The organism is Brenneria alni (assembly GCF_003666245.1).
GTDB lineage: Bacteria > Pseudomonadota > Gammaproteobacteria > Enterobacterales > Enterobacteriaceae > Brenneria > Brenneria alni.
Window position 1 is genome coordinate 91,673 of record NZ_MJLZ01000003.1, and the last position, 23,807, is coordinate 115,479.

21 protein-coding genes are annotated in these 23,807 nt (G+C 52.5%); 9 read left to right on the forward strand and 12 right to left on the reverse strand.

The features are described 5' to 3' along the window. Positions 1–70 precede the first annotated feature (70 nt). From accC to acuI, 6 genes are all read right to left on the reverse strand, one after another. On the reverse strand, positions 71–1,414 hold the full coding sequence (gene accC, locus BIY29_RS02595; protein WP_121573490.1) for an acetyl-CoA carboxylase biotin carboxylase subunit: 1,344 nt from the start codon (positions 1,412–1,414) through the stop codon (positions 71–73). An 11-nt stretch (positions 1,415–1,425) separates the two neighbouring features. Continuing rightward, complete coding sequence (accB, locus tag BIY29_RS02600) at positions 1,426–1,896, reverse strand: acetyl-CoA carboxylase biotin carboxyl carrier protein (RefSeq protein WP_121573492.1); 471 nt, start codon at positions 1,894–1,896, stop codon at positions 1,426–1,428. A gap of 24 nt (positions 1,897–1,920) precedes the next feature. Beyond that, positions 1,921–2,373 (reverse strand): type II 3-dehydroquinate dehydratase, encoded by a 453-nt coding sequence (aroQ, locus tag BIY29_RS02605; RefSeq protein WP_121573494.1) that lies wholly within the window; start codon positions 2,371–2,373, stop codon positions 1,921–1,923. Positions 2,374–2,615: 242 nt separating this feature from the next. After that, positions 2,616–3,215: a protein-methionine-sulfoxide reductase heme-binding subunit MsrQ gene (gene msrQ, locus BIY29_RS02610; RefSeq protein WP_121573496.1), complete on the reverse strand. Its 600-nt coding sequence runs from the start codon at positions 3,213–3,215 to the stop codon at positions 2,616–2,618. A gap of 44 nt (positions 3,216–3,259) precedes the next feature. Next, a complete protein-coding gene (gene msrP, locus BIY29_RS02615) occupies positions 3,260–4,261 on the reverse strand; it encodes a protein-methionine-sulfoxide reductase catalytic subunit MsrP (RefSeq protein WP_121573498.1) in 1,002 nt (333 codons plus the stop codon). Positions 4,262–4,423: 162 nt separating this feature from the next. Next, positions 4,424–5,401: an acrylyl-CoA reductase (NADPH) gene (gene acuI / locus BIY29_RS02620; RefSeq protein ID WP_121573500.1), complete on the reverse strand. Its 978-nt coding sequence runs from the start codon at positions 5,399–5,401 to the stop codon at positions 4,424–4,426. Between the two features lie 121 nt (positions 5,402–5,522). On the opposite strand from acuI, the gene csrD reads away from it, so the two are divergent. From csrD to tldD, 8 genes are all read left to right on the forward strand, one after another. Further along, positions 5,523–7,454, forward strand: coding sequence for an RNase E specificity factor CsrD (csrD, locus tag BIY29_RS02625; protein ID WP_121573502.1), 1,932 nt, complete (start codon positions 5,523–5,525; stop codon positions 7,452–7,454). A gap of 318 nt (positions 7,455–7,772) precedes the next feature. Continuing rightward, positions 7,773–8,816, forward strand: a complete 1,044-nt coding sequence (mreB, locus tag BIY29_RS02630) for a rod shape-determining protein MreB (RefSeq protein ID WP_009114770.1) — start codon at positions 7,773–7,775, stop codon at positions 8,814–8,816. 227 nt (positions 8,817–9,043) lie between these two features. Then, positions 9,044–10,015: a rod shape-determining protein MreC gene (gene mreC, locus BIY29_RS02635; protein WP_121573504.1), complete on the forward strand. Its 972-nt coding sequence runs from the start codon at positions 9,044–9,046 to the stop codon at positions 10,013–10,015. Continuing rightward, entirely contained in the window at positions 10,012–10,500 is a 489-nt protein-coding gene (mreD, locus tag BIY29_RS02640) for a rod shape-determining protein MreD (protein WP_121573506.1), read from the forward strand. Before mreC ends, mreD begins: the two co-directional genes overlap by 4 nt. An 8-nt stretch (positions 10,501–10,508) precedes the next feature. Then, positions 10,509–11,102 carry a Maf family protein gene (locus tag BIY29_RS02645; protein WP_121573508.1) on the forward strand — a complete coding sequence of 198 codons (594 nt, stop codon included), beginning with the start codon at positions 10,509–10,511 and terminating at the stop codon, positions 11,100–11,102. Then, positions 11,092–12,561 (forward strand): ribonuclease G, encoded by a 1,470-nt coding sequence (gene rng / locus BIY29_RS02650; RefSeq protein WP_121573510.1) that lies wholly within the window; start codon positions 11,092–11,094, stop codon positions 12,559–12,561. Before BIY29_RS02645 ends, rng begins: the two co-directional genes overlap by 11 nt. A gap of 128 nt (positions 12,562–12,689) precedes the next feature. Further along, on the forward strand, positions 12,690–16,508 hold the full coding sequence (gene yhdP, locus BIY29_RS02655; RefSeq protein WP_121573511.1) for an AsmA2 domain-containing protein YhdP: 3,819 nt from the start codon (positions 12,690–12,692) through the stop codon (positions 16,506–16,508). Between the two features lie 59 nt (positions 16,509–16,567). Next, positions 16,568–18,013: a metalloprotease TldD gene (gene tldD, locus BIY29_RS02660; RefSeq protein ID WP_121573513.1), complete on the forward strand. Its 1,446-nt coding sequence runs from the start codon at positions 16,568–16,570 to the stop codon at positions 18,011–18,013. Between the two features lie 65 nt (positions 18,014–18,078). Here tldD and yjgA read toward each other — a convergent pair whose 3' ends face one another. Beyond that, positions 18,079–18,627, reverse strand: a complete 549-nt coding sequence (yjgA, locus tag BIY29_RS02665) for a ribosome biogenesis factor YjgA (protein ID WP_121573515.1) — start codon at positions 18,625–18,627, stop codon at positions 18,079–18,081. A 208-nt stretch (positions 18,628–18,835) separates the two neighbouring features. On the opposite strand from yjgA, the gene pmbA reads away from it, so the two are divergent. Beyond that, positions 18,836–20,176: a metalloprotease PmbA gene (gene pmbA, locus BIY29_RS02670; RefSeq protein WP_121573517.1), complete on the forward strand. Its 1,341-nt coding sequence runs from the start codon at positions 18,836–18,838 to the stop codon at positions 20,174–20,176. A 36-nt stretch (positions 20,177–20,212) separates the two neighbouring features. Here the strand turns inward: pmbA and npr are convergent, their stop codons facing one another. The 5 genes from npr to rpoN form a co-directional block, all read right to left on the reverse strand. Then, the gene (npr, locus tag BIY29_RS02675) at positions 20,213–20,485 is read right to left on the reverse strand and encodes a PTS phosphocarrier protein NPr (protein ID WP_121573519.1); all 273 of its coding nucleotides are present in this window, start codon (positions 20,483–20,485) and stop codon (positions 20,213–20,215) included. Continuing rightward, the gene (gene rapZ / locus BIY29_RS02680) at positions 20,482–21,339 is read right to left on the reverse strand and encodes an RNase adapter RapZ (protein ID WP_121573522.1); all 858 of its coding nucleotides are present in this window, start codon (positions 21,337–21,339) and stop codon (positions 20,482–20,484) included. Before rapZ ends, npr begins: the two co-directional genes overlap by 4 nt. A gap of 136 nt (positions 21,340–21,475) precedes the next feature. Then, the gene (ptsN, locus tag BIY29_RS02685) at positions 21,476–21,949 is read right to left on the reverse strand and encodes a PTS IIA-like nitrogen regulatory protein PtsN (protein WP_121573645.1); all 474 of its coding nucleotides are present in this window, start codon (positions 21,947–21,949) and stop codon (positions 21,476–21,478) included. Between the two features lie 97 nt (positions 21,950–22,046). Continuing rightward, a complete protein-coding gene (hpf, locus tag BIY29_RS02690; protein ID WP_121573524.1) occupies positions 22,047–22,334 on the reverse strand; it encodes a ribosome hibernation promoting factor in 288 nt (95 codons plus the stop codon). A 23-nt stretch (positions 22,335–22,357) separates the two neighbouring features. Beyond that, a complete protein-coding gene (gene rpoN, locus BIY29_RS02695) occupies positions 22,358–23,791 on the reverse strand; it encodes an RNA polymerase factor sigma-54 (RefSeq protein ID WP_121573526.1) in 1,434 nt (477 codons plus the stop codon). Positions 23,792–23,807: the final 16 nt, after the last annotated feature.

Below are 23,807 nucleotides of genomic sequence, written 5' to 3' on the forward strand. Positions count from 1 at the left end.
TTGAAAGAAAACAAAAAGGCCGGTTTTCACCGACCTTTTACACGCATGACGACAGAAACCAGGGACGTATTTACTGTAAACCGAGTTTCTTCTCCAGATAGTGGATATTGGTTCCACCTTTCTGGAAATTTTCATCGTTCATGATCTTCATCTGTAGATCGACATTGGTTTTGATGCCGTCGATGATCAGTTCCGCCAGCGCATTTTTCATCCGCGAAATCGCCACCTCACGGGTTTCTCCGTAGGTGATCAACTTGCCGATCATGGAATCATAATACGGCGGCACGGTATACCCGGCGTAGATATGCGATTCCCAGCGCACGCCAAAACCGCCCGGCGCATGGAAACGGGTGATTTTACCGGGGCTTGGCAGGAAGGTGTTCGGGTCTTCGGCGTTGATACGGCATTCTACCGCATGGCCTCTGATGATGATGTCTTCCTGCTTGATGGACAACGGCTGACCTGCGGCGATACGCAATTGCTCTTTGATCAAATCCACGCCGGTAATCATTTCGGTCACCGGGTGTTCCACCTGAATACGGGTATTCATTTCAATAAAATAGAACTCGCCGTTTTCATACAGGAACTCGAACGTACCCGCACCACGGTAGTTGATATCGATACAGGCTTTCGCACAGCGATCGCCGATAAAACGACGCAGTTCGTCGGTGATGCCCGGCGCTGGCGCTTCTTCCACCACTTTCTGATGACGGCGCTGCATGGAGCAGTCACGTTCAGCCAGATAAATCGCGTTACCCTGACCGTCAGCCAGTACCTGAATTTCCACGTGACGTGGGTTTTCCAGATATTTTTCCATATAGACCATGTCGTTATTAAAAGCCGCTTTGGCTTCCGCACGGGTCATATTGATGGACTGTTCCAGCTCTTTATCGCTGCGCACCACACGCATACCGCGACCGCCGCCGCCGCCAGAAGCTTTGATGATCACCGGGTAACCGATGCGTTTGGCAAAAGCGCGGTTCTTATCCATATCGCCGTCCAGCGGGCCGTCAGAACCCGGTACACAAGGTACGCCGGCTTTTTTCATAGCATTGATGGCGGATACTTTATCGCCCATCAGGCGAATGGTGTCGGCACGCGGGCCAATGAAAACAAAGCCGGAACGTTCGACCTGCTCGGCAAAGTCGGCGTTTTCCGACAGAAAGCCATAGCCCGGATGAATAGCGGCGGAACCGGTAATTTCCGCAGCTGAAATGATCGCCGGGATATTCAGATAGCTTTTGGTGGACGGCGCCGGGCCGATACACACGGTTTCATCCGCCAGCAATACGTGTTTCAGATCGCGATCCGCACTGGAGTGAACGGCAACGGTTTTGATGCCCAACTCTTTACAGGCACGCAAAATACGCAGCGCGATCTCTCCGCGGTTAGCGATAACGATTTTATCTAGCATGGTAAGCCTCGTTATTCGATGACAACCAGTGGCTCGTCAAATTCAACCGGTTGACCGTTGTCGAGCAGAATCGCTTTGACTACACCGGCTTTGTCGGCTTCGATTTGGTTCATCATTTTCATGGCTTCGACGATGCACAGCGTATCGCCAACATTGACCTGCTGGCCCACTTCAACAAAGGCTTTTGCATCGGGGCTTGGGGTACGGTAGAAGGTGCCAACCATTGGAGAGCGCACGATGTGACCACTAATCGCGGCAGGGGCAGCCGTGGTTTCCGCAACCGCTGGGGCCGGTGCGACAGCGGCAGCCAGAGCCGGTTGCTGTTGCATCATCGGCGCATAGGCCTGTTGCATCATCGGATAGCTTGGTGCTGCCGGGGCACGACTGATACGTACTGATTCTTCCCCTTCAGAAATTTCCAGTTCGGCGATGCCGGACTCTTCAACCAGTTCGATCAGTTTTTTGATTTTACGAATATCCATGGATGTGGTTCCGTACTCTTTTGTTTAATTGGAAGTTGACAGGCGTTTTACCGCCGTCTGTAAAGCATAGTTATACCCATCTGCCCCGAGGCCGCAAATCACGCCTACCGCGACATCAGACAGGTAGGAGTGATGGCGAAAAGACTCACGTGTATGCACGTTGGACAAATGAATTTCGATAAACGGGATGGCAACCGCCAGCAGAGCGTCACGCAGTGCGACGCTGGTATGGGTGAATGCAGCCGGATTAATCAAAATAAAATCCGTGTTTCCCCCGGCCTGATGGATTCTGTCGATCAGAACATGTTCCGCGTTGGATTGCAGATGAGAAAATCGCACATCCAGCGCCTGCGCCTGGGTTGCCAGATTGCTGACAATCTCCGCCAGCGTCGTATTGCCATATTTATCCGGCTCACGGGTGCCCAGCAGATTCAGGTTAGGACCATTCAAAAGCAAAATGTGAAACTTTTCGGCCATTGTGCTGCTATCTCCCGCGATTCGCCCAGATTACAAAAACGGTGTCGCACAAAATAGCGCGAAGACATTCGTTTGTCACCTTTCGCGACGCAAATTGTCCGGTGCCGAGAAACAAAGCCGTGCATTATAACCATTTCGTCGCAATTAGCAGCTAAATACTGGTCTTATCTGCGGAGATATTCAACCCGTGCCCTGCAAGGCGCGCTGCTTGTCTGCCAATGGTCGCCACGGTGGATGAGCGCTTAACGCCACCACTGGCGAAATTTTTTATAACGCAGCAATAACAGTATTAAGGCAGCCAACGCATATAAAATGGGTTGGGGTGAGAGTGTTTTGACTGACCAAAGATAGTGGATTGGAACAAGAATGGCGACCAGATAGACGAAGTTATGTAGCTTTTGCCACCGGGATCCCAACTTGCGCATCACAATTTGAGGGGATGTCAGCGCCAGCGCCAACAAAATCAGCCAGCTTATCATTCCCAGTGTTAAATACGGGCGGGAGATCAGCTCTTCTCCCAGTAGTCCCAGATGATTCAGTCCCAGCTCCAGCAGCGAGTAACTCACCAGATGTAAGGTAGCCCAGGTGAAACACCATAGCCCGATCATTCGTCGGCAGCGGATAAGAAGTGGTTGTTTACCGTAGCGCGCCAGTGGTGTAACCAGCAGCGTAGCGAGTAACCATTTCAGCGCAGTTCGTCCGGTAAAATGCTGGATGTCTTTTGCCGGATCGGCACTCAGCCACCCTTGGTCGATGGCCAGTATCAACCACAGCAGCGGTAAAAAAGCCGCCAGATGGATAATGACTTTCAGCCATTTTATGTGTTGCATCGTCAGCCGCATTCAGACGTTATCCTATGAATCAGAAACGTATTTTCCGGTATCAATTAAAAGTTTTCCCGTAAGTTCAGCCCCCGATACAGCGAGGCAACCTGGTCGGCATAACCGTTGAACAGCAGGGTTGGCTGCCGTTGTACATCCAGAATACCGCCCGCGCCAATCACCCTTTCTGTCGCCTGTGACCAGCGAGGATGATCCACATGCGGATTGACGTTGGCGTAAAAGCCATATTCATCGGGAGCCGCCAGATTCCAGGTGGATGGTGGACGGTCGCGGGTGAAGCGAATATGCACGATGGATTTGATGTTTTTAAAGCCGTATTTCCACGGGGTAATCAATCTGACTGGCGCGCCGTTCTGTGGCGGCAGCGTTTTGCCATAGACACCGACGGTCATCAGCGCAAGCGGGTGCATCGCCTCATCCAGCCGTAAGCCTTCGACATAAGGGTAGCTGAGGCCGCCGCCCATAAAGCGGTCTTTCTGTCCCGGCATTTGTTCGGGATCGTAGAGTGTCTGGAAGGCGATATAGCGGGCGTTGCTGGTGGGTTCGGCAAACTTAATCAGCTTCGCCAGCTCAAAACCGACCCAGGGTACTACCATCGACCAGGCCTCAACGCAGCGAAAGCGGTAAATTCGCTCTTCCAGCGGGAAGCGATTAAGCAGGTCATCGATGTCGAGCGTAATGGGTTTGGCAACCTCGCCATCGATCTGGATTTTCCAGCCTTCGGTTTTCAACCCGCCAGCATTGGCGGCCGGGTCGGCTTTGTCCATCCCAAACTCATAGAAATTGTTATAGCCCGTGACCTTATCTTCCGGCGTGAGTGGCAAATCCGGCTTCCAACTGGCTGGCTGAGTAAATGATAACGGTTTGCCCGGCGGGGCTTTGGGGCGATCGTTACCTTTAAACCAGGCGAGCAAATCCGCCTGCGCAGATAATGGCAACGACAATGCCGCAGTGGTGATACCCAGTGCTTTTAACACGCGCCGCCGCTGGAAGAATACGCTTTCCGGCGTGATATCAGCCTCGGTCAGCTTGCGATTTTTATGCATGGTGTACTCTCTCCTGCCTGTATTATTACTTTGCGTTATCACTTATTTATAGATGAATTAAGGCGGTAGACGTTGGGCTAAGGTGAAAATAATTCTTTGCAGGGTGTTACGCTCAGGGGGAAAGGGCCACCCGATAAGGGTGGCCTGAATGCGGAAAACGGATTATTTGATCTTCACCAACGTCCGGCCTGTTACCCTGTTTTCCATCAGTTCGGCGGCGGCGGCGGGTACGTCTTGCAACGTGATTTCATGCGTCACCTGCTGATAGAACGCAGACGGCAGTATTTCCGCCAGCCGTTGCCAGGCCAACTCGCGGCGCGGCGGTGGCGTCATAACGGAGTCAACGCCCTGCAAGCGAACATTGCGCAGGATAAAAGGCATGACCGTTGTCGCAAGCGCAATGCCGCCAGCCAGGCCACAGGCTGCAACGGTTGCGTTGTAATCCATCTGCGCCAATAACGTCGCCAGCACGTTATCGCCGACGGTGTCGATCGCACCGGCCCAACGTTGTTTCTCCAATGGGCGGGCATCACCGCTAAACTCACTGCGTTCAAGCACCTGTTTAGCGCCCAGCTTTTGCAGATAGCCGATGTTGCTGGCCCGACCGCTTACGGCGGTGACCTGATAGCCCAGTGCGGAAAGCAGGGCTACCGCTGTACTGCCCACCCCGCCGCTGGCGCCGGTCACCACTATGTCTCCACTTGCGGGCGTTACGCCGCCGTCTTCCAGCGCCATCACGCATAACATTGCCGTAAAGCCGGCGGTGCCGATCACCATGGCCTGGCGGACATCCAACTTAGGCGGCAAGGCTACCAGCCAGTCGCTTTTCACTCTGGCTTGCTCGGCCAGACCACCCCAGTGATTTTCGCCTACACCCCATCCGGTAAGAATAACGGATTGACCTGGCTGAAAACGGTCGCTGTCACTGTGGCGTACCGTTCCGGCGAAGTCGATACCGGGAACCATTGGAAACTGGCGAATAATTTTACCTTTGCCGGTGATGGCCAACGCATCCTTATAGTTGATGCTGGACCAAGCGACGTCTACCATCACATCTCCGGCGGGGAGTTGATCCATATCGAGTTCACGGATCTGTGGCTGGATGAGTCCATTTAGTTGTTCGAGAACTAGAGCCTGCATGTATGCTCTCCTGTGGCAGGATAAAAATATTTAGCGACTATATTTGTTACAGGTAGTATGCAAACTGATAAAAAACAACAAACCCGCTGAAACAACGTTATATCCGGAATAGGATGCAGGGATGGGATTTACGAACAGATTCTCTATGCTCATGACACTGTTGACGGCATTCGCTGTTTTCTTAATGCTTTCCAGCAGCATTTTCAGTCTCTTCTATTATAGCCAGCAGAAAATGACGCAACAGTTAAGAGAGATGGCGGTCAGCATTGATCAGGCGCTTTTGGTGCAATCACCTGGGAATATCAAATTCTGGTTACCGGCGATGATGAAAACTGTTGGCGTCGTCGCACTGGAGATTCGGAACGTGGACTCGACGCTGTATTCGCTGCGGCTGCCTGAGGCTGATGATCATCACGTCTACGCGTACCGTAATACCCAGCTCCCGCTTATGCATCATTTGGGTATGGTGATTGAAGTGACCTACATCGATCCCCTGTTTGGTATGCCGCGCTTTCTTATATTTACGCTGTCGGTGTTATTGTCCATCTGCCTGATGGTGCTGTATTTGTCCATTCGCTGGTTACACCGTCAAACGGCAGGAGAGGAACAGCTTGAAGCGCGGGCCATACGCATTCTGAATGGAGAGCGTGAGTCCGTCATGCATGGTTCTGTACGAGAGTGGCCGGTGAATGCCAGCAGCGCCATCGATCAACTGCTGGCTGATCTGGTTGAAGCCCGTGAGGAGCGCAGCCGGGTAGATACCCTGATCCGTGCTTTTGCCGCGCAGGATGCGGAAACCGGGCTGAACAATCGCTTGTTCTTTGATAATCAACTGACCACGCAACTGGAAGATATTGAAAACGTAGGCACTCACGGCATTGTGATGATGATTCGCCTGCCTGATTTCGAAACTTTGCAGGAAACGCATGGCTATGGCGGAGCGATTCAGGAATACAGTTTTACGCTGGTGAATTTGCTGTCGACGTTTGTGATGCGCTACCCGTCAGCACTATTGGCACGCTATTTTAATAGTGATTTTGCCGTGTTGTTGCCGCATTGCACCTTAAAGGAAGCGGATAACATTGCGGCGCAGTTAGTGAAAGCCATTGATATTCTGCCCGTCACGCCGCTGCTCGATCGAGAGGATATTCTGCATATCGGAATTTGCGCCTATCGCAGCGGGCAAAGTTCAGAACAGGTGATGGAAAGCGTGGAGGATGCGACGCGTAATGCCGTACTGCAGGGCGGCAATGGCTGGTGTGTTTTTGACCGGCAGGTGCCGGACAAAGGTCGCGGCAGTGTGAAATGGCGCACGTTGCTGGAGCAAACGCTCGCCCGCGGTGGGCCGAGACTGTATCAGAAACCGGCGGTTACCAGGGATGATGTGGTGCATCACCGTGAAATGATGAGTCGTATTTATGATGGTACGCAAGAGTTGCTGGCGGCGGAGTATATGCCGCTGGTGCAGCAGCTTGGTCTGACAGCCAGCTATGACCGCCAACTGGTTTCCCGGATTATAGCATTAACGGTTAGCTGGCCTGGTGAAACACTGGCTATGCCGGTTAGCGTGGACTCACTTTTGCAAAAGACATTTCTTTGCTGGTTGCAGGAAACGCTGCTGCAATGTCCGAAAAAGCAACGAGAATGCATTTTATTTGAACTTGCGGAGGCCGATGTCTGTCAATATATCGGTCGTTTGCGTCCGGCACTGAACCTTATATTAAGTTTTGGGTGTCGTCTGGCGGTCGCTCAGGCGGGATTAACGCTGGTCAGCACCACCTACATTAAGTCATTACAGGTGGAAATCATCAAACTTCATCCCGGTCTGGTGCGCAGCCTTGAACGACGCCCGGAGAATCAGCTGTTTGTGCAGAGCCTGACGGAAGCCTGTAAGGGAACGCAAACCAAAGTTTTTGCCGCCGGTGTTCGCACCAAAGAAGAATGGCGGACGCTATTGGATAAGGGCGTTTATGGCGGTCAGGGCGATTTTTTTGCCACTTCGGTTCCAGTGAATGATGAGCTGAAAAAATATTCACCGCACTATCGTGTTTAGTGTAAAAGTCCCGGTCAAATTGACGTAGAATGAGTCGGCGACCGGTTTGGTTAGTGTGCGCTTACATTAGCGGTAATCGGATTAAATGTCAGGTTTTATGTCCTGTGCTAGTACTATTCTGTTGGGCAGAAAGTGATAATCTGCCCCGCTGTTTGGAGAAAAGGAGTTTCACGCTGTATTCCTTTTTAAAGCCGATGTGTACGACACAGACTTTTTTCACCGAAGCAGAACGTTTTCGTGCCTTGTCGCTGTTTCGTGTGGTTGGTAAAGTAGGCGAATTTATTTTTCGCCCCCAGCTTGCAGGATTATCCTTTCGTTATGTTTAAGAAATTTCGTGGCATGTTTTCCAATGACTTGTCCATCGACCTGGGTACCGCCAATACCCTGATTTATGTTAAAGGGCAGGGCATCGTACTGAATGAACCCTCTGTGGTGGCTATTCGTCAGGATCGTGCTGGTTCTCCGAAAAGCGTAGCTGCTGTAGGCCATGACGCTAAACAAATGCTGGGCCGTACGCCTGGTAATATTGCTGCAATCCGCCCGATGAAGGATGGCGTGATTGCTGATTTCTTTGTGACTGAAAAAATGTTGCAGCACTTTATCAAACAGGTGCACAGCAATAGCTTTATGCGCCCAAGCCCACGCGTGCTGGTGTGTGTGCCTGTCGGGGCGACGCAGGTGGAACGCCGTGCTATTCGTGAGTCGGCGCAGGGCGCCGGGGCGCGCGAAGTGTTCCTGATTGAAGAGCCGATGGCGGCAGCGATTGGCGCGGGTCTGCCGGTTTCAGAAGCGACCGGTTCAATGGTGGTGGATATCGGCGGTGGTACAACCGAAGTCGCGGTGATTTCACTGAACGGCGTAGTGTATTCCTCTTCTGTGCGTATCGGTGGCGACCGCTTTGATGAAGCGATCATCAACTATGTTCGTCGTAACTATGGCTCACTGATCGGTGAAGCGACGGCGGAACGTATTAAGCATGAGATCGGTTCGGCATATCCGGGTGATGAAGTGCTTGAAATTGAAGTTCGTGGTCGTAACCTTGCTGAAGGCGTACCGCGCGGCTTTAACCTGAATTCCAATGAGATTCTGGAAGCATTACAGGAACCGTTGACCGGCATTGTCAGCGCGGTGATGGTGGCGCTGGAGCAATGTCCGCCGGAACTGGCTTCCGATATTTCCGAGCGTGGCATGGTGTTGACCGGTGGTGGCGCGCTGTTGCGCAATTTAGATCGCCTGCTGATGGAAGAAACGGGCATTCCGGTCGTGGTGGCTGAAGATCCGTTAACCTGCGTGGCTCGTGGCGGCGGTAAAGCGTTGGAGATGATCGACATGCACGGCGGCGATTTGTTCAGCGAAGAATAATCCGGCCAGGAAAAGGGGGCGCCGTATGGATGAATGCGTGTATTTTTCATCCCGCTCGGCAGCCCCCTTTTTTAATTGGCAGGCCGTCGCTGTGCGACGTTGAAAATCGCTCCAGGCGATTTTTTACTCGTCTCATCCGTGAGACTCGCCTTCCAGGCCGTCGCTGTGCGACGTTGAAAATCGCTCCAGGCGATTTTTTATCTTGCTGTCGAGGAATACGCAATTTTATGAAGCCGATTTTTAGCAGGGGGCCTTCCCTGCAACTACGACTTTTCCTTGCTGTCGTTACCGCGATTTTTATGATTATTGCCGACAGTCGGCTTGGTGCGTTCGTTAAAATCAGAACGTACATGGATACCGCCGTCAGCCCCTTCTATTTTCTGGCAAATGGCCCGCGTCAGGTGCTGGATAACATGTCTGAATCTTTGGCGACTCGTAATCAACTGGGGCTGGAAAATACCGCGTTGCGTCAGGAATTGCTAATGAAAAACAGCGAGTTATTGCTACTGGGGCAACTCAAACAAGAGAATGCCCGGTTACGTGAACTGCTGGGTTCTCCGCTGCGTCAGGATGAGCAAAAAATGGTTACTCAGGTGATTTCTGCAGGAACCGATCCCTATAGCGACCAGGTTGTCATCGATAAAGGGCGAGTAAACGGCGTGTATGAGGGCCAGCCGGTCATCAGTGACAAAGGCGTGGTCGGTCAGGTGGTTGCGGTTGGGCAGATTACCAGCCGGGTTTTGCTGATTTGTGATGTTTCCCATGCGCTGCCTATTCAGGTTTTGCGCAATGATATCCGTGTGATTGCCGCCGGTAATGGCTGTACAGACGATCTGCAACTGGAACACTTACCCAATAACACGGACATTCGCGTCGGTGATGTGTTGGTGACGTCTGGACTGGGGGGCCGCTTCCCGGAAGGCTATCCTGTGGCGGTGGTGTCATCGGTAACAATCGATACTCAACGGGCATATACTGTGATTCAGGCTCGTCCTACGGCTGGCTTGCAGCGTTTGCGCTATCTGTTACTGCTGTGGGGGGGGGACAGAAATTCAAGCACCGCTTTACCACCGGCGGAAGTTCACCGTGTCGCCAATGAGCGGCTGATGCAGATGATGCCACAGGTATTACCGCCTCCTGATGAGATGGGGCCGCCGCCTGCTGCCGATCCTGCTATGTCGCCGGGAGTGCGCCAATGAATCGCTACCGCAGACATGGTAACTGGGTTATCTGGCTCTCTTTTTTGATCGCAATGGTATTGCAGATTATGCCGTGGCCGGAGCAGATTTATGTTTATCGTCCCTCCTGGCTGACGTTGTTTCTTATTTATTGGGTCATGGCGTTACCGCACCGGGTTAACGTGGGAACGGGATTCGTGCTGGGCATGATTATGGATCTGATTTTAGGATCTACATTAGGTGTACGGGCGCTGGCCATGAGTCTTGTCGCTTATCTGGTGGCGTTTAAATTTCAGCTCTTCCGTAATATGGCGCTATGGCAACAGGCATTGATTGTGATACTGCTTTCGCTGTTGATGGATTTGGTTGTGTTCTGGGCGGAGTTTCTGGTGATTAATGTCTCTTTCCGCCCGGAAACATTCTGGAATAGCGTGGTCGACGGCGTACTTTGGCCGTGGCTGTTCCTGCTGATGCGTAAAATACGCCGTCAGTTCACCGTGCAATAGGGCCGCTCATGACTCAACTTTATCTGGCGTCTTCTTCCCCCCGTCGCCGGGAACTGCTCGTGCTGCTCGATATGCCTTTTGCACCTCTTAGTGTGGCGGTGGAAGAGCGGCGTTTGCCAAATGAAACGGCTGAAAGCTATGTGCGTCGTCTGGCGCATGGGAAAGCGTCTGCGGGCGTATTGGTTGCGCCGTCAGATTTGCCGGTGCTGGGCGCAGATACTATTGTGGTATTAAACGGACAAGTGCTGGAAAAACCACGTGACGAAGCTCATGCTGCGCAGATGCTGACACAACTCTCCGGGCAACAACATCAGGTGATGACTGCGGTGGCGTTGGCCGACAGACACGATATGTTAAGCAGTCTGGTCGTGACCGATGTCGTATTCCGCACACTTTCCCGTCAGGACATTGATAACTATATCGCCAGTGGGGAGCCGATGGATAAAGCCGGATCCTACGGTATTCAGGGCAAGGGCGGGTGTTTTGTTAAGTCGATCAAGGGAAGTTACCATGCCGTGGTAGGATTACCGTTGGTGGAAACCCATGAGTTATTCAGTAATTTTGCTGCGCTGCGGATTGCAAGAGGAAAACATGACTGCTGAGTTACTGGTAAACGTCACACCTTCAGAGACGCGGGTTGCTTATATTGATGGCGGTATTTTGCAGGAAATCCATATTGAGCGTGAATCCAGGCGCGGCATTGTCGGCAATATCTATAAAGGCCGGGTGAGCCGGGTATTACCGGGTATGCAGGCAGCGTTTGTGGATATCGGGCTGGATAAAGCGGCGTTCCTACATGCCTCCGATATTATGCCGCATACGGAATGTGTTGCCGGTGATGAACAGAAAAACTTCCATGTGCGCGATATTGCTGAACTGGTACGTCAGGGACAAGATCTGATGGTGCAGGTGGTTAAAGATCCGCTGGGCACCAAAGGCGCTCGCCTGACGACGGATATCACGCTGCCATCGCGGTATCTGGTGTTTATGCCGGGGGCGTCTCATGTTGGCGTTTCACAGCGAATCGAAAGTGAAGCCGAGCGCGAGCGTTTAAAGAAAACGGTTGCAGACTATTGTGATGAGCAAGGCGGGTTCATTATTCGTACCGCCGCGGAAGGGATCGGCGAGGAAGAGCTTTCTCAGGACGCCGCTTTTCTAAAGCGCTTGTGGGGTAAGGTCATGGAGCGTAAAAAACGTAACCAGACCAAATATCAGATCTATGGCGAAGTCGCTTTGGCGCAGCGGATCCTGCGTGATTTCGCCGGGGAGGCGCTGGATCGCATCCGTGTGGATTCCCGGCTGACCTATGACTCGCTGCTGGAGTTTACCGCAGAATATATCCCGGAAATGGCCAATAAACTGGAGCATTATGCTGGTACACAACCCATCTTTGATTTGTTTGATGTGGAAAATGAAATTCAGCGGGCGCTGGAAAGAAAAGTTGGCTTAAAATCAGGTGGTTATCTGATTATCGATCAGACAGAAGCCATGACCACCATTGATATCAATACCGGGGCATTCGTCGGCCACCGTAATCTGGACGAAACCATTTTTAATACCAACATCGAAGCGACCCAGGCGGTGGCCCGGCAGCTTCGTTTACGTAATCTAGGCGGCATTATCATCATTGATTTTATCGATATGAACAACGAAGATCACCGCCGCCGCGTACTGCACTCTCTGGAGCAGGCGTTAAGTAAAGATCGGGTAAAAACCAGTATTAATGGCTTCTCTCAACTAGGATTAGTAGAGATGACGCGTAAGCGAACCCGTGAGAGTATAGAGCACGTATTATGTAATGAGTGCCCAACGTGCCACGGGCGCGGTACGGTGAAAACGGTTGAAAGCGTCTGTTATGAGATTATGCGTGAGATTGTGCGCGTTCATCATGCTTATGATAGCGATCGCTTCCTGGTCTATGCATCGCCGACGGTGGGTGAAGCGCTGAAAAGCGAAGAGTCACATGCACTGGCTGAGGTAGAGATTTTCGTTGGCAAGCAGGTCATGGTACAAATTGAACCATTGTATAGCCAGGAGCAGTTTGACGTTGTAATGATGTAAGATTCACGCCAACCGTGAACGCGTCTTTGCCGGGCGCTCAGGGTTGGAGACAGCATGACTCCGATAACCACAACCCCTGTGAAAGCGGCTTTCGCTCGTCGGTCAGCGACGAAAACAAGGAGAAATACGTGAGGCGACTGCCCGGAATATTATTAGCAACGGGCGCCACTCTTATTGTGATTGTTGCGCTGTTAGTCAGCGGTTTAAGATTGGTGCTGCCACAGCTCGATCACTTCCGGCCACAACTGGTGGCATGGGCACAGTCTGTCGCTGGGGTTCCACTGGAAATCGGATCGCTGAAAGGACGCTGGGAATCTTTCGGCCCCACGCTGGAAATTGAAAATTTTCAGACTTCCCTGCCGGAGTCGGACTGGCGGGTTGAGCGTATTACACTGGCGCTGGATGTCTGGCAATCCTTGCTGCATGGGCGCTGGCAGTTCCGCGATCTCACCTTCTATCAGCTACAGCTTGATATCAATGCAACGCTTGCCGGAAAGCGCCAGGATGGCGAGCTCATCGTATCCGGAAAGCTGAACGATCTCTTTCTGCGTCAGTTTGATCATTTTGATCTGCGCGACAGCCATATCTCTTTTCTCACGCCATCGGGCGCACGTGCGGAATTCAGCGTACCACAACTGACCTGGCTGAATTCTGACAAACGCCACCGCGCCGAAGGGCTTATCAGCCTGTCGAGCTTTAACGGTCAGCATGGCGTGGTGCAGATGAGAATGGATTTGGACGACGATCAGGGGTTACTCAACAACGGGATGCTTTACCTACAGGCCGACAATATTGATATGAAGCCCTGGTTCAGCCGCTGGATGAAGAATAACACCGGATTGGAAAGTGCGGATTTCAGTCTGGCCGCCTGGCTTAATGTGCGTAAGGGCGATATTCAGAGTGGGGATGTGTTTCTTAATCAGGGAACCGCCACCTGGGGCGAGGCTGAGAATACCCATCGCCTGAACGTTGACGATATGGTTTTGCATGTTAGCCGTGAGAAAAATGGCTGGCAGCTTACCGTGCCTGCGCTGAACCTGACAACCGATGGCGTTGCCTGGCCGAAAGGCCAGTTTTCTGCGCTTTGGCTACCGAAGAATGAACCTATGCTGGGGCCAGACCGCCAGGAAGAATTACGCATTCGCGCCAGCAATCTGGATCTGGCGCGTATTGATGCGCTGCTGCCGCTCTTGTCTGCCACGACGCCGGCATTAAAAGAACGCTGGGCGTCGCTGCAACCACAAGGCAGGCTCAGTATGCTTGCGGTGGATATTCCCCTGCAACAGCCGGAGAAAAGCCGTTTTCAGGCCGAATGGCATGATGTGAGCTGGCAGGCGTGGCAATGTTTGCCGGGCGTGGATCATTTTTCCGGCTCGGTAATGGGCAGTGTCGAACGCGGGCAGTTGGATGTGGGGCTGACGAACAGCACGCTGCCGAACAACGGGACGTTTCGGGCGCCGCTGGAAATCACCCAGGCCAGCGGCGTCTTTAACTGGCGTTATAACAGTCAGGGATGGGAACTGTGGAGCGATGGGCTGGATGTTCAGGCTAAATCATTGTGGATAAACGGAGATTTTCATTATCAGCAACCCGAAAAAGGCGATCCCAGACTGGATATTCTGGCGGGCCTGCGTTTGACGGATGCCGCTGATGCCTGGCGCTATTATCCTGAACCCTTTATGGGGCAGGAACTGGTGGATTATCTGAGCGGCGCGCTTAAAGGCGGACAGGCTGATAATGGCACGTTGATATTTGCCGGCGATCCGCAGCATTTTCCCTACACACACAATGAAGGACAGTTTGAAGTCTGGGTGCCGGTAAAAAATTCCACCTTTCAGTTCCAGCCAGGTTGGCCTGCGTTAACGCAGTTGGATATCAATCTTAATTTTGTCAATAACGGCTTATGGATGTTGGCGCCGCAGATCTGGCTGGGAGAAGTAGAAGGCAAGAATATCAGTGCGGTCATTCCTGATTACCAGCAAGAACAATTACTGATCGATGGTGAGTTAAGCGGGCCGGGTCAGGAAGTGGGTAACTACATCAATCAAACGCCGCTGAAGTCTTCGCTGGGGGCTGCGCTTGAGGAATTACAGATCGATGGGCCGGTGAAGGGCGGTCTGCATCTGAATATCCCGCTGGCGGGAGGCGAGGTACAGGCCAGCGGCGATATCGTGTTGAATAACAACAGCCTTTACCTTAAGCCGTTATCAACCACGATAAAAAATCTTAGCGGTAAATTCCGCTACGATAACGGTAATCTGCGCAGTGAAACCCTACAGGCTACCTGGTTGGATCAGCCAATGACGGTGGCTTTTACCACGCAAGAGCAGGATAAAGCCTTTCAGGTTAATGTCGGGCTTCAGGGCGCATGGCAACCGTCCCGTTTACCGGGGGTGCCAACGTCGGTAAGACAAGAGATATCAGGCAGCGCAGATTGGAAAAGCACGGTATCAGTGACTCTGCCTTATCAGGGCGTTACAACGTATAGCGTAGATATACTGGCGGATTTAAATAAAGTAAGTAGTCACTTACCTAGCCCGCTGAATAAACCTGCCGGAGAAAATTTACCGTTACAGGTGAAGGTCAAAGGGGATCTGAATGGCTTCACGATGCAGGGTAATCTGGGTAAGGATAATCGGTTTAACAGCCAGTGGTCACTGAAAGGCGATACGGTAACGCTGGCGCGCGCCAGCTTGCGCAAAGGGGCTGACACATTGCCGCCTTTGCCGCCGTCATCCTCTCTGGTTATCGATCTTCCTCCGCTGGATGGCGAACGCTGGCTTGGCTTGCTGCCGTCCGCACGGTCATCGCTGAATAATGAAGCTGTTCGCCGCATCCGCTTCCCGAAAGCCGTTACCTTGCGTACGCCTGAGCTTCAACTGCTGGGGCAGCAATGGCACGACCTGTCGATTATCAGTAAGAATACCTTGAGCGGTAATGAGGTTCAGGCGCGGGGGCGTGAGATTGACGCAACGCTTGATATACCGAACCGCGGTATGTGGCGCAGTGATATTCGCTATCTTTACTACAATCCTCAGTGGAAAGGTAATGAAGCGACCAACCCTGTGGCGCTGGCTGAGAAAAAATCGCCATTGAACGACTCAAACATGAGTTTTGAGGATTGGCCTGCATTGCAGATAAATTGTCGGCAGTGCTGGTTTGCCGGGCAGAATGTTGGTCATATTCAGGGGACGTTGCAGCCTGAAAAAGAGAAACTGACCTTACGTGATGGCGTCATTGATACAGGTAAGGCCCGAATGACCGTGAATGGCAGTTGGCAGGAAAACGCAGAAGGTGTCCGTACAGCTCTGAAGGGGCGCTTACTGGGCGATAGTCTGGTGCAGAATGCCGATTGGTTTGGTATCGATACGCCGCTACATGCCGGGTCTTTTGATGTCGATTACGATCTTTATTGGCGTGGTACGCCCTGGGCGCCGGATATTGCCAGCCTGAGCGGCATACTTCATGCACGGATAGGTAAAGGCGAAATTGCGGATGCGGGGACAGGTCAGGCTGGGCAATTGCTGCGTTTGGTCAGCTTCGATGCCTTGCTGCGTAAGCTCAAGTTTGATTTTAGTGATACCTTTGGCAGCGGTTTCTACTTTGACTCTATTCGCAGCACGGCATGGATCAAAGACGGTGTTCTGCATACCGACGATATGCTGGTTGATGGGTTGGAAGCGGATATTGCCATGAAGGGTAGTGTTGATCTGGTGCGACGGCAGATCAATATGGAAGCGGTGGTTGCACCGGAGATCTCTGCCACCGTGGGGGTGGCGACCGCGTTTGTTATCAATCCGGTGGTGGGGGCCGCAGTGTTTGCGGCCAGCAAGGCGCTGGCGCCGTTGTGGAATAAAATTTCGCTGATCCGCTACCAAATTTCCGGTAGCCTTGATCAACCGAAGATTCAGGAAGTGCTGCGTGAACCGAGTAAAAAAGGTGAGTAGCGTCATAACTGGTTGGCACGGTTCGTTCGCCCGATTTCATCTAATAAAGAGTGAAAAATATGAGTCTGTCTTTTGTCAGTGAGCAATTACTCACCGCAAACAAATTGAATCTTCAAGATCTGTCCTCTGTGCTGGGGCTGTTAAATGAACGTCGTCTGGACTACGCCGACCTTTATTTTCAGTCCAGCTATCATGAGACCTGGGTGCTGGAAGACCGCATTATTAAGGACGGCTCCTACAATATCGACCAGGGTGTGGGGATCCGGGCCATTAATGGTGAAAAAACCGGGTTTGCCTATGCCGACCAGATCACACTGAATGCTCTGCACCAGAGTGCTCAGGCAGCGCGCAGTATTGTGCGTGAGCAGGGCGCAGGTTCAGCCCATACGCTGGGTGAAATTTCCCATCGTGCGCTTTATCCTCAGTTTAATCCGCTGGATAGCCTGACCCGTGAAGACAAAATAGCCCTGCTACAGCGTGCGGATACGGTAGCCCGTGCCGCCGATGCCAGAGTGCAGGAAGTCACCGTCAGCCTGACCGGGGTGTACGAGTTAGTGCTGGTGGCGGCTACTGACGGTACGCTGGCGGCGGATGTCCGACCGCTGGTTCGCTTGTCTATCAGCGTACTGGTCGAAGCGGAGGGTAAGCGCGAACGTGGCGCAAGTGGCGGTGGGTCGCGCAGTGGCTATGACTATTTCTGGGAAGTGACGGACGGCGAAGCGCGTGTCGAAGCCTGGGCGAAGGAGGCGGTGCGCATGGCGTTGGTTAATCTGTCGGCGGTTGCAGCCCCGGCAGGTTCCATGCCGGTTGTGTTGGGTGCTGGCTGGCCGGGCGTACTGCTGCATGAAGCGGTTGGTCACGGTCTGGAAGGCGATTTTAACCGTCGTGGCACCTCGGTATTCAGCGGTCAGATGGGTAATCTGGTGGCGTCTGAGCTTTGCACCGTTGTTGACGACGGCACGTTGGATGGCCGTCGTGGCTCACTGGCGATGGATGACGAAGGCGTGCCGGGACAGTATAACGTGCTGATCGAGAACGGGATCCTGAAAGGTTATATGCAGGATAAACTCAATGCGCGCCTGATGGGGGTCGCCCCAACCGGTAATGGCCGCCGTGAATCTTACGCCCATTTACCGATGCCGCGTATGACCAATACCTACATGCTGGCCGGAAAATCAACGCCGGATGAGATTATCGCCAGCGTGGAATATGGCCTGTATGCGCCGAATTTTGGCGGCGGTCAGGTGGATATCACCTCCGGCAAGTTCGTATTTTCCACCTCGGAAGCCTATTTGATTGAAAAAGGCCGGATAACAACCCCAGTGAAAGGGGCCACGCTGATTGGTTCTGGTATTGAAGCCATGCAGCAGATTTCAATGGTAGGAAACGATTTGGAACTGGATAAGGGCGTAGGCGTCTGCGGTAAAGAAGGGCAGAGCCTGCCCGTGGGAGTGGGCCAGCCGACGCTGAAACTGGATAACCTTACCGTGGGCGGCACGGCGTAAGCGATTACTGAACGGAACATGACGGAGTTAAAAAAGCGGCCATTTAGAGCCGCCTCGTTACCGGTTTATACGCTGGCTTCCGCCAGTTCGCGCAAATACTGAAAAATCTGACGGGTGGATTTGGGCGGTTTATTGGCCGCTTTTTCTTTCTGAGCATTACGTACCAGTGAGCGTAGCTGCTGGCGATCGGCATCAGGATAGAGTGCCAGAATGTCGGGGATGGCGTCATCACCCTCAGCCACCAGGCGGTCGCGCAATAATTCCAGCTTGTGGAAAAGCACCACCTGCTGATTATGCCGGTTCTTCAGCTTATCCAATGCGGCCTGAATTGGCTCTGGATCGCGCGCACGCAGCATTTTGCCGATTAACTGCAACTGGCGGCGACGGCCTTCTTTCTTGATGCGCTGCGCCAATTCAACCGCGGCACGCAGATCGTCATCCAGCGGGATCTTTTCCAACGCATTTTTACCCAGCTCAACCAGTTCAGCGCCCAGGTCTTTCAGCGCTTCGGCATCACGTTTAATCTCGCTTTTACTGACCCAGATAATTTCATCATCATCGTCTTCATTATTGTCCGGGACTTCATCGAGCCAGTCTTCGGTTTTTTTGTTCATGATTGGATCCTTAAAAAATTTCCAGGAGCGCTTTTAACAACGCGAAGCGTTGGCCCGTTTTAAAAAGAGGCTGATCCTAACAGGTTTGGGCTTTGTGCGAAATTATCTAAAGATCCTGTTAGACTCAAAGGCATTATGCTACACCTTTTTAACCCTTCTGTTTTCAAGTTGCAGGTGTGCAGGCTTTCTCACTTATTATGGCAGAACGATGACAATAATCACTCAGGTTGTACAACAGCGTAAAGCGCTGGAACAGGCGGTTGCACAGGCGCTGGAGCTGGCGCGTGCGGGTTCTGATGCGGCGGAAGTCGCTGTGTCAAAAACGACGGGGATTGGTGTTAGCACCCGTTATGGTGAAGTTGAAAACGTTGAATTCAACAGCGATGGCGCGCTTGGGATTACGGTGTATCACCAGCAGCGCAAAGGCAGCGCATCGTCAACCGATCTTAGCCCGGACGCTATTGCCCGTACCGTACAGGCCGCGTTGGATATCGCCCGCTACACGTCTGCCGATCCGTTTGCCGGCCCGGCGGATAAAGATCTGCTGGCGTTTGACGCACCGGATCTGGATCTGTTCCATCCGTCAGAACTGGATGCGGAGCGCGGTATTGAACTGGCGGCCCGGGCCGAGCAGGCCGCGCTGAAAGCCGATAAGCGCATCACCAATACCGAAGGCGGCAGCTTTAACAGCCATTATGGCATCAAGGTTTTTGGCAATAGCCACGGTATGTTACAGAGCTATTGCTCCAGCCGTCACTCCATGTCCAGTTGTGTGATCGCGGAAGTCAACGGCGATATGGAGCGTGACTATGCCTATACCATCGGTCGATCGCTGGATGAATTACGTTCCCCGGAATGGGTCGGAGAAGAGTGCGCACGCCGTACGTTGTCTCGTTTGTCGCCGCGCAAGCTGCCGACTATGCAGGCGCCCGTCCTGTTTTCCGCCGAAGTGGCAACCGGGCTGTTCGGTCATCTGGTCAGTGCGATCAGCGGCAGCAGTGTGTACCGTAAATCAACCTTCCTGCTGGATAAGCTGGGGCAGCAAATCCTGCCAGCGTGGCTGACGATTGAGGAATTGCCGCATCTGCGCAAAGGGCTGGCTTCAACGCCGTTTGATAATGAAGGCGTGCGCACCGACCGGCGGGAAATTGTCAAAGACGGCGTGTTGCAAACCTGGCTGCTAACCAGCTACTCCGCCCGTAAACTGGGGATGAAAAGCACGGGCCATGCTGGCGGTATTCATAACTGGCGCATTGCCGGGCAGGGGCAGGGCTTTGACGACTTGCTGAAACAGATGGGTAAAGGGCTGCTGGTGACTGAACTGATGGGGCAGGGCGTGAGCGGCGTGACGGGGGATTATTCCCGTGGAGCATCAGGCTTTTGGGTCGAAAACGGTGAAATTCAGTATCCGGTTAGTGAGATTACCATTGCGGGTAACCTGAAAGAGATGCTGCGCAATATCGTGACGGTAGGAAATGACATTGAAACACGGAGTAATATTCAGTGTGGTTCGGTTTTATTGCCAGAGATGAAAATTGCGGGAGAGTGATCGGCACGCGAACATTGGCATAAAGCGGGAGAGCGTTTACTCTTCGTCAAATCCGGCTTCAAATAGCTCAATAACGGCGGCCAGCGCCTGACCTTCATCCAGGCCGGTCGCCTCCACTTCTATGAAACGGCCTTTGGCCGAGTCGAGCATCAGCATGGCGATCACGCTGCTGGCTTCTGCCTCGGTGCCGCCGTCATTACGCAGTATCACCTCGGCGTCGAAACTTTGCACCAGTTCAAACAGTTTCATGGCGGGCCGGGCGTGCATTCCCAGCTTATTTTTGATTTCAACGGTTTGTCTTACCGTCATGATGGTTTACGTTTTTCCAGCGTGCGGTGGCGGGACTGCACGTTTTTGCCGCGTGAACGGAAGTAATCAGCCAGTTGTTCTGCGATATAAACGGATCGATGCTTGCCGCCGGTACAGCCAATGGCTACGGTCAGGTAGCTGCGGTTATTGGTTTCCAACATGGGTAACCACAGCTCCAGATAGCTGCGGGTCTGGTAGATAAAATTATGGACTTCGGTATGCCTATCGAGGAAGGCCGCCACCGGCTTGTCCAGGCCCGTCATCGGGCGTAGTTTCGGATCCCAATGGGGGTTGGGCAGGAAACGCACATCAAACACATAGTCGGCATCGATGGGGATACCGTGCTTGTAGCCGAAAGATTCAAATACCATCGTCAGCTCGCGCTCCCTTTTGCCAAGCAGCCGGGTACGCAGCATTTCCGCCAGTTCATGTACTGACATTTCAGAGGTGTCGATGATCAGATCGGCCCGTGATCGTAGCGGCTCCAGCAGATCGTTTTCTTCATCAATAGCGCTTTCCAGCGACAGATTCTTGCTGGACAGCGGGTGCAGACGGCGGGTATCACTGTAACGGCGGATCAGCGTATTGCGATCGGCATCCAGAAACAGCAACTGAGGCGAGAAACTTTGCGGTAGTTGCGCCATGGCGTGCTCAAATATTTCCGGTGATTCCGGCATATTGCGCACGTCAATACTGACTGCGGCGGAGATATCGCGTTCAGCCAGCGTGTTGGCCAGTTCCGGTAGCAGAACCACCGGGAGGTTATCTACGCAGTAGAACCCCATATCTTCCAGCGCACGCAGGGCGACGGATTTCCCTGAGCCTGAACGACCACTGACGATCATCAGCACCATCTGACGACTCCCCCCTGGCAGTGTGATGACGAACCCGCACTGCCATTTTTTTGGTAATGATTGTTTTCACAATTAATGGTTCGAACAAGACTATTACCCATCATGCCGCCAGTTATCATACGCATCACCACCTGATTTAACCGGCTTCCGTCATAATCTGGTACAGCTCTTCATCGCTTTGTGCGCTGCGCAGACGCCGGCAAACGGTTTTATCGGCCAATCGTTTGGCGACAAGCGATAGGGTATGTAAATGGGTTTTACATTGTTCTGCCGGAACCAGCAAGGCAAAAAGTAAATCAACGGCTTGGTTATCAATAGCATCGAACGCGATAGGCTGTTCTAACTGGATAAATACCCCAATTGCGCCCAGCGCGTTATCATCCTCAAGTTTACCATGAGGGATGGCAATGCCATTACCGATGCCGGTACTGCCCATTCGTTCCCGCGTGAGAATGGCGTCAAAGATAATCTGTGAAGGCAGATTAAGCTGTTTGGCTGCCAACTCGCTGATAATTTCCAATGCCCGTTTTTTACTTTGGCAATGGACGGCGCTTCGGGTGCACTCGGGACGTAATACGGTACTGAGTTGCAAAACAGGATCGTTGTTCATTTTATGTTCACTTAACGACACTTTTCATTTCTGGTGAGCCCGGCCCATAAAATAGAGGGGCCGGGTCTGTTCCCTGCCCAAATGGCAGGGAGAAAAATCAGTGCTGCTTAAGCTTATCCTTATGCTTATTGAGCTGTCGGGCCAGTTTATCGATCAACAAATCAATAGCGGCGTACATATCTTCCGCTTCGGATGTGGCATGCAGCTCTCCGCCATTAACATGGATCGTGGCATCGGCGATTTTTTGTACTTTCTCCACTTTAAGTACCACATTGACTTGATTAATGCGGTCAAAATATTGCTCTAATTTAGCAAACTTTGTGTGCACGAAATCGCGCAAAGGTTCCGTAAGTTCGATGTGGTGTCCGGTAATGTTGAGCTGCATAGTGTCTTCCTTCTCAGTTGAGATCAAACCAGTTGTTTACGCTGATTTGATGGTGGGATAGATAAAGACTCTCGGTATTTCGCCACGGTACGCCGCGCTACAATGATGCCCTGTTCAGAGAGCAATGTGGTCAGCTTGCTGTCGCTTAACGGTTTGGCGGGGTTTTCCGCAGCGATTAACTTTTTAACCAGTGCCCGGATAGCTGTTGACGAGGCTTCCCCCCCGCTGTCGGTATTCACGTGGCTGGAGAAGAAATATTTTAGCTCAAAAATGCCGCGTGGACTGTGCAGAAATTTTTGCGTGGTTACACGGGAAATCGTGGATTCATGCATATCCACCACCTGGGCAATATCCGCCAATACCATCGGCTTCATGAATTCTTCACCCTGATCAAAGAAATCCTGCTGCTGTTCGACAATACAGCGTGTGACTTTGAGGAGGGTATCATTACGGCTTTCCAGGCTTTTTATTAACCAACGGGCTTCCTGTAAATGGCTGCGGATAAACTGGCCGTCGCTGTCGCTGCGCACGCTGTTGCCCAGCGCAGCATATTGCTGATTAATCTGTAACCGGGGAACGCTGTCGGTATTTAATTCCACCACCCACTGCCCCTGAATCTTACGTACCAGAACATCGGGAATGACATATTCTGACTCGCCGGTATTAATTGACTGCCCTGGCCGGGGATCGAGCGACTGAATCAGCGCTAGCGCCTCTTTCAATACCTCTTCTTTCAAATGGGTGGAGCGAATCAGGCTACGGAAATCATGATTTGCCAGCAGGTCGAGATAGTCGCTGACAATCAGCCGCGCTTCCGCAAGACGGGGGGTATCGTTGGCAAACTGAGAAAGCTGAACCAGCAGACAATCGCGCAGATCGCGGGCGGCAACGCCAACGGGATCAAAGCGCTGTACCCGCTTAAGCACCGCTTCCACTTCATCCAGCGTGACGTTTTCATCGCCAATGCTGTCGAGAATGTCTTCCAGCGGCACGGTGAGATAGCCGGTGTTGTCCACGGCATCAACGATGGATGTGGCTATTGCTGCATCGGTATCGGAAAACGGCGTCAACTCAACCTGCCACATCAGGTAATCCTGAAGGGTTTGGGTGGTTTCACCCTGGTAGATCGGTAACTCCTCATCACGATAATCGGTGCCGGTGCCTGAGGGGGTGCCTGCGGAATAAATTTCGTCCCAGGTTGCATCAAGCGGTAGCTCTTCCGGCATATCCTTTTGTTCGAGTGCTTCACCGGTATCCAGTGAATCACTGTCGATTGTTTCAAATGACTCTATTTCTTCGTGGTTGTCCGTTTGCTCAAGTAACGGATTGCTTTCCAGCGCCAGTTGGATCTCTTGTTGCAGTTCAAGCGTGGACAGTTGCAGCAGGCGGATTGCCTGCTGTAGCTGTGGAGTCATGGCCAATTGCTGACTAAGCCTGAGTTGCAAACCTTGCTTCATGTAGCGCTAACTTCCT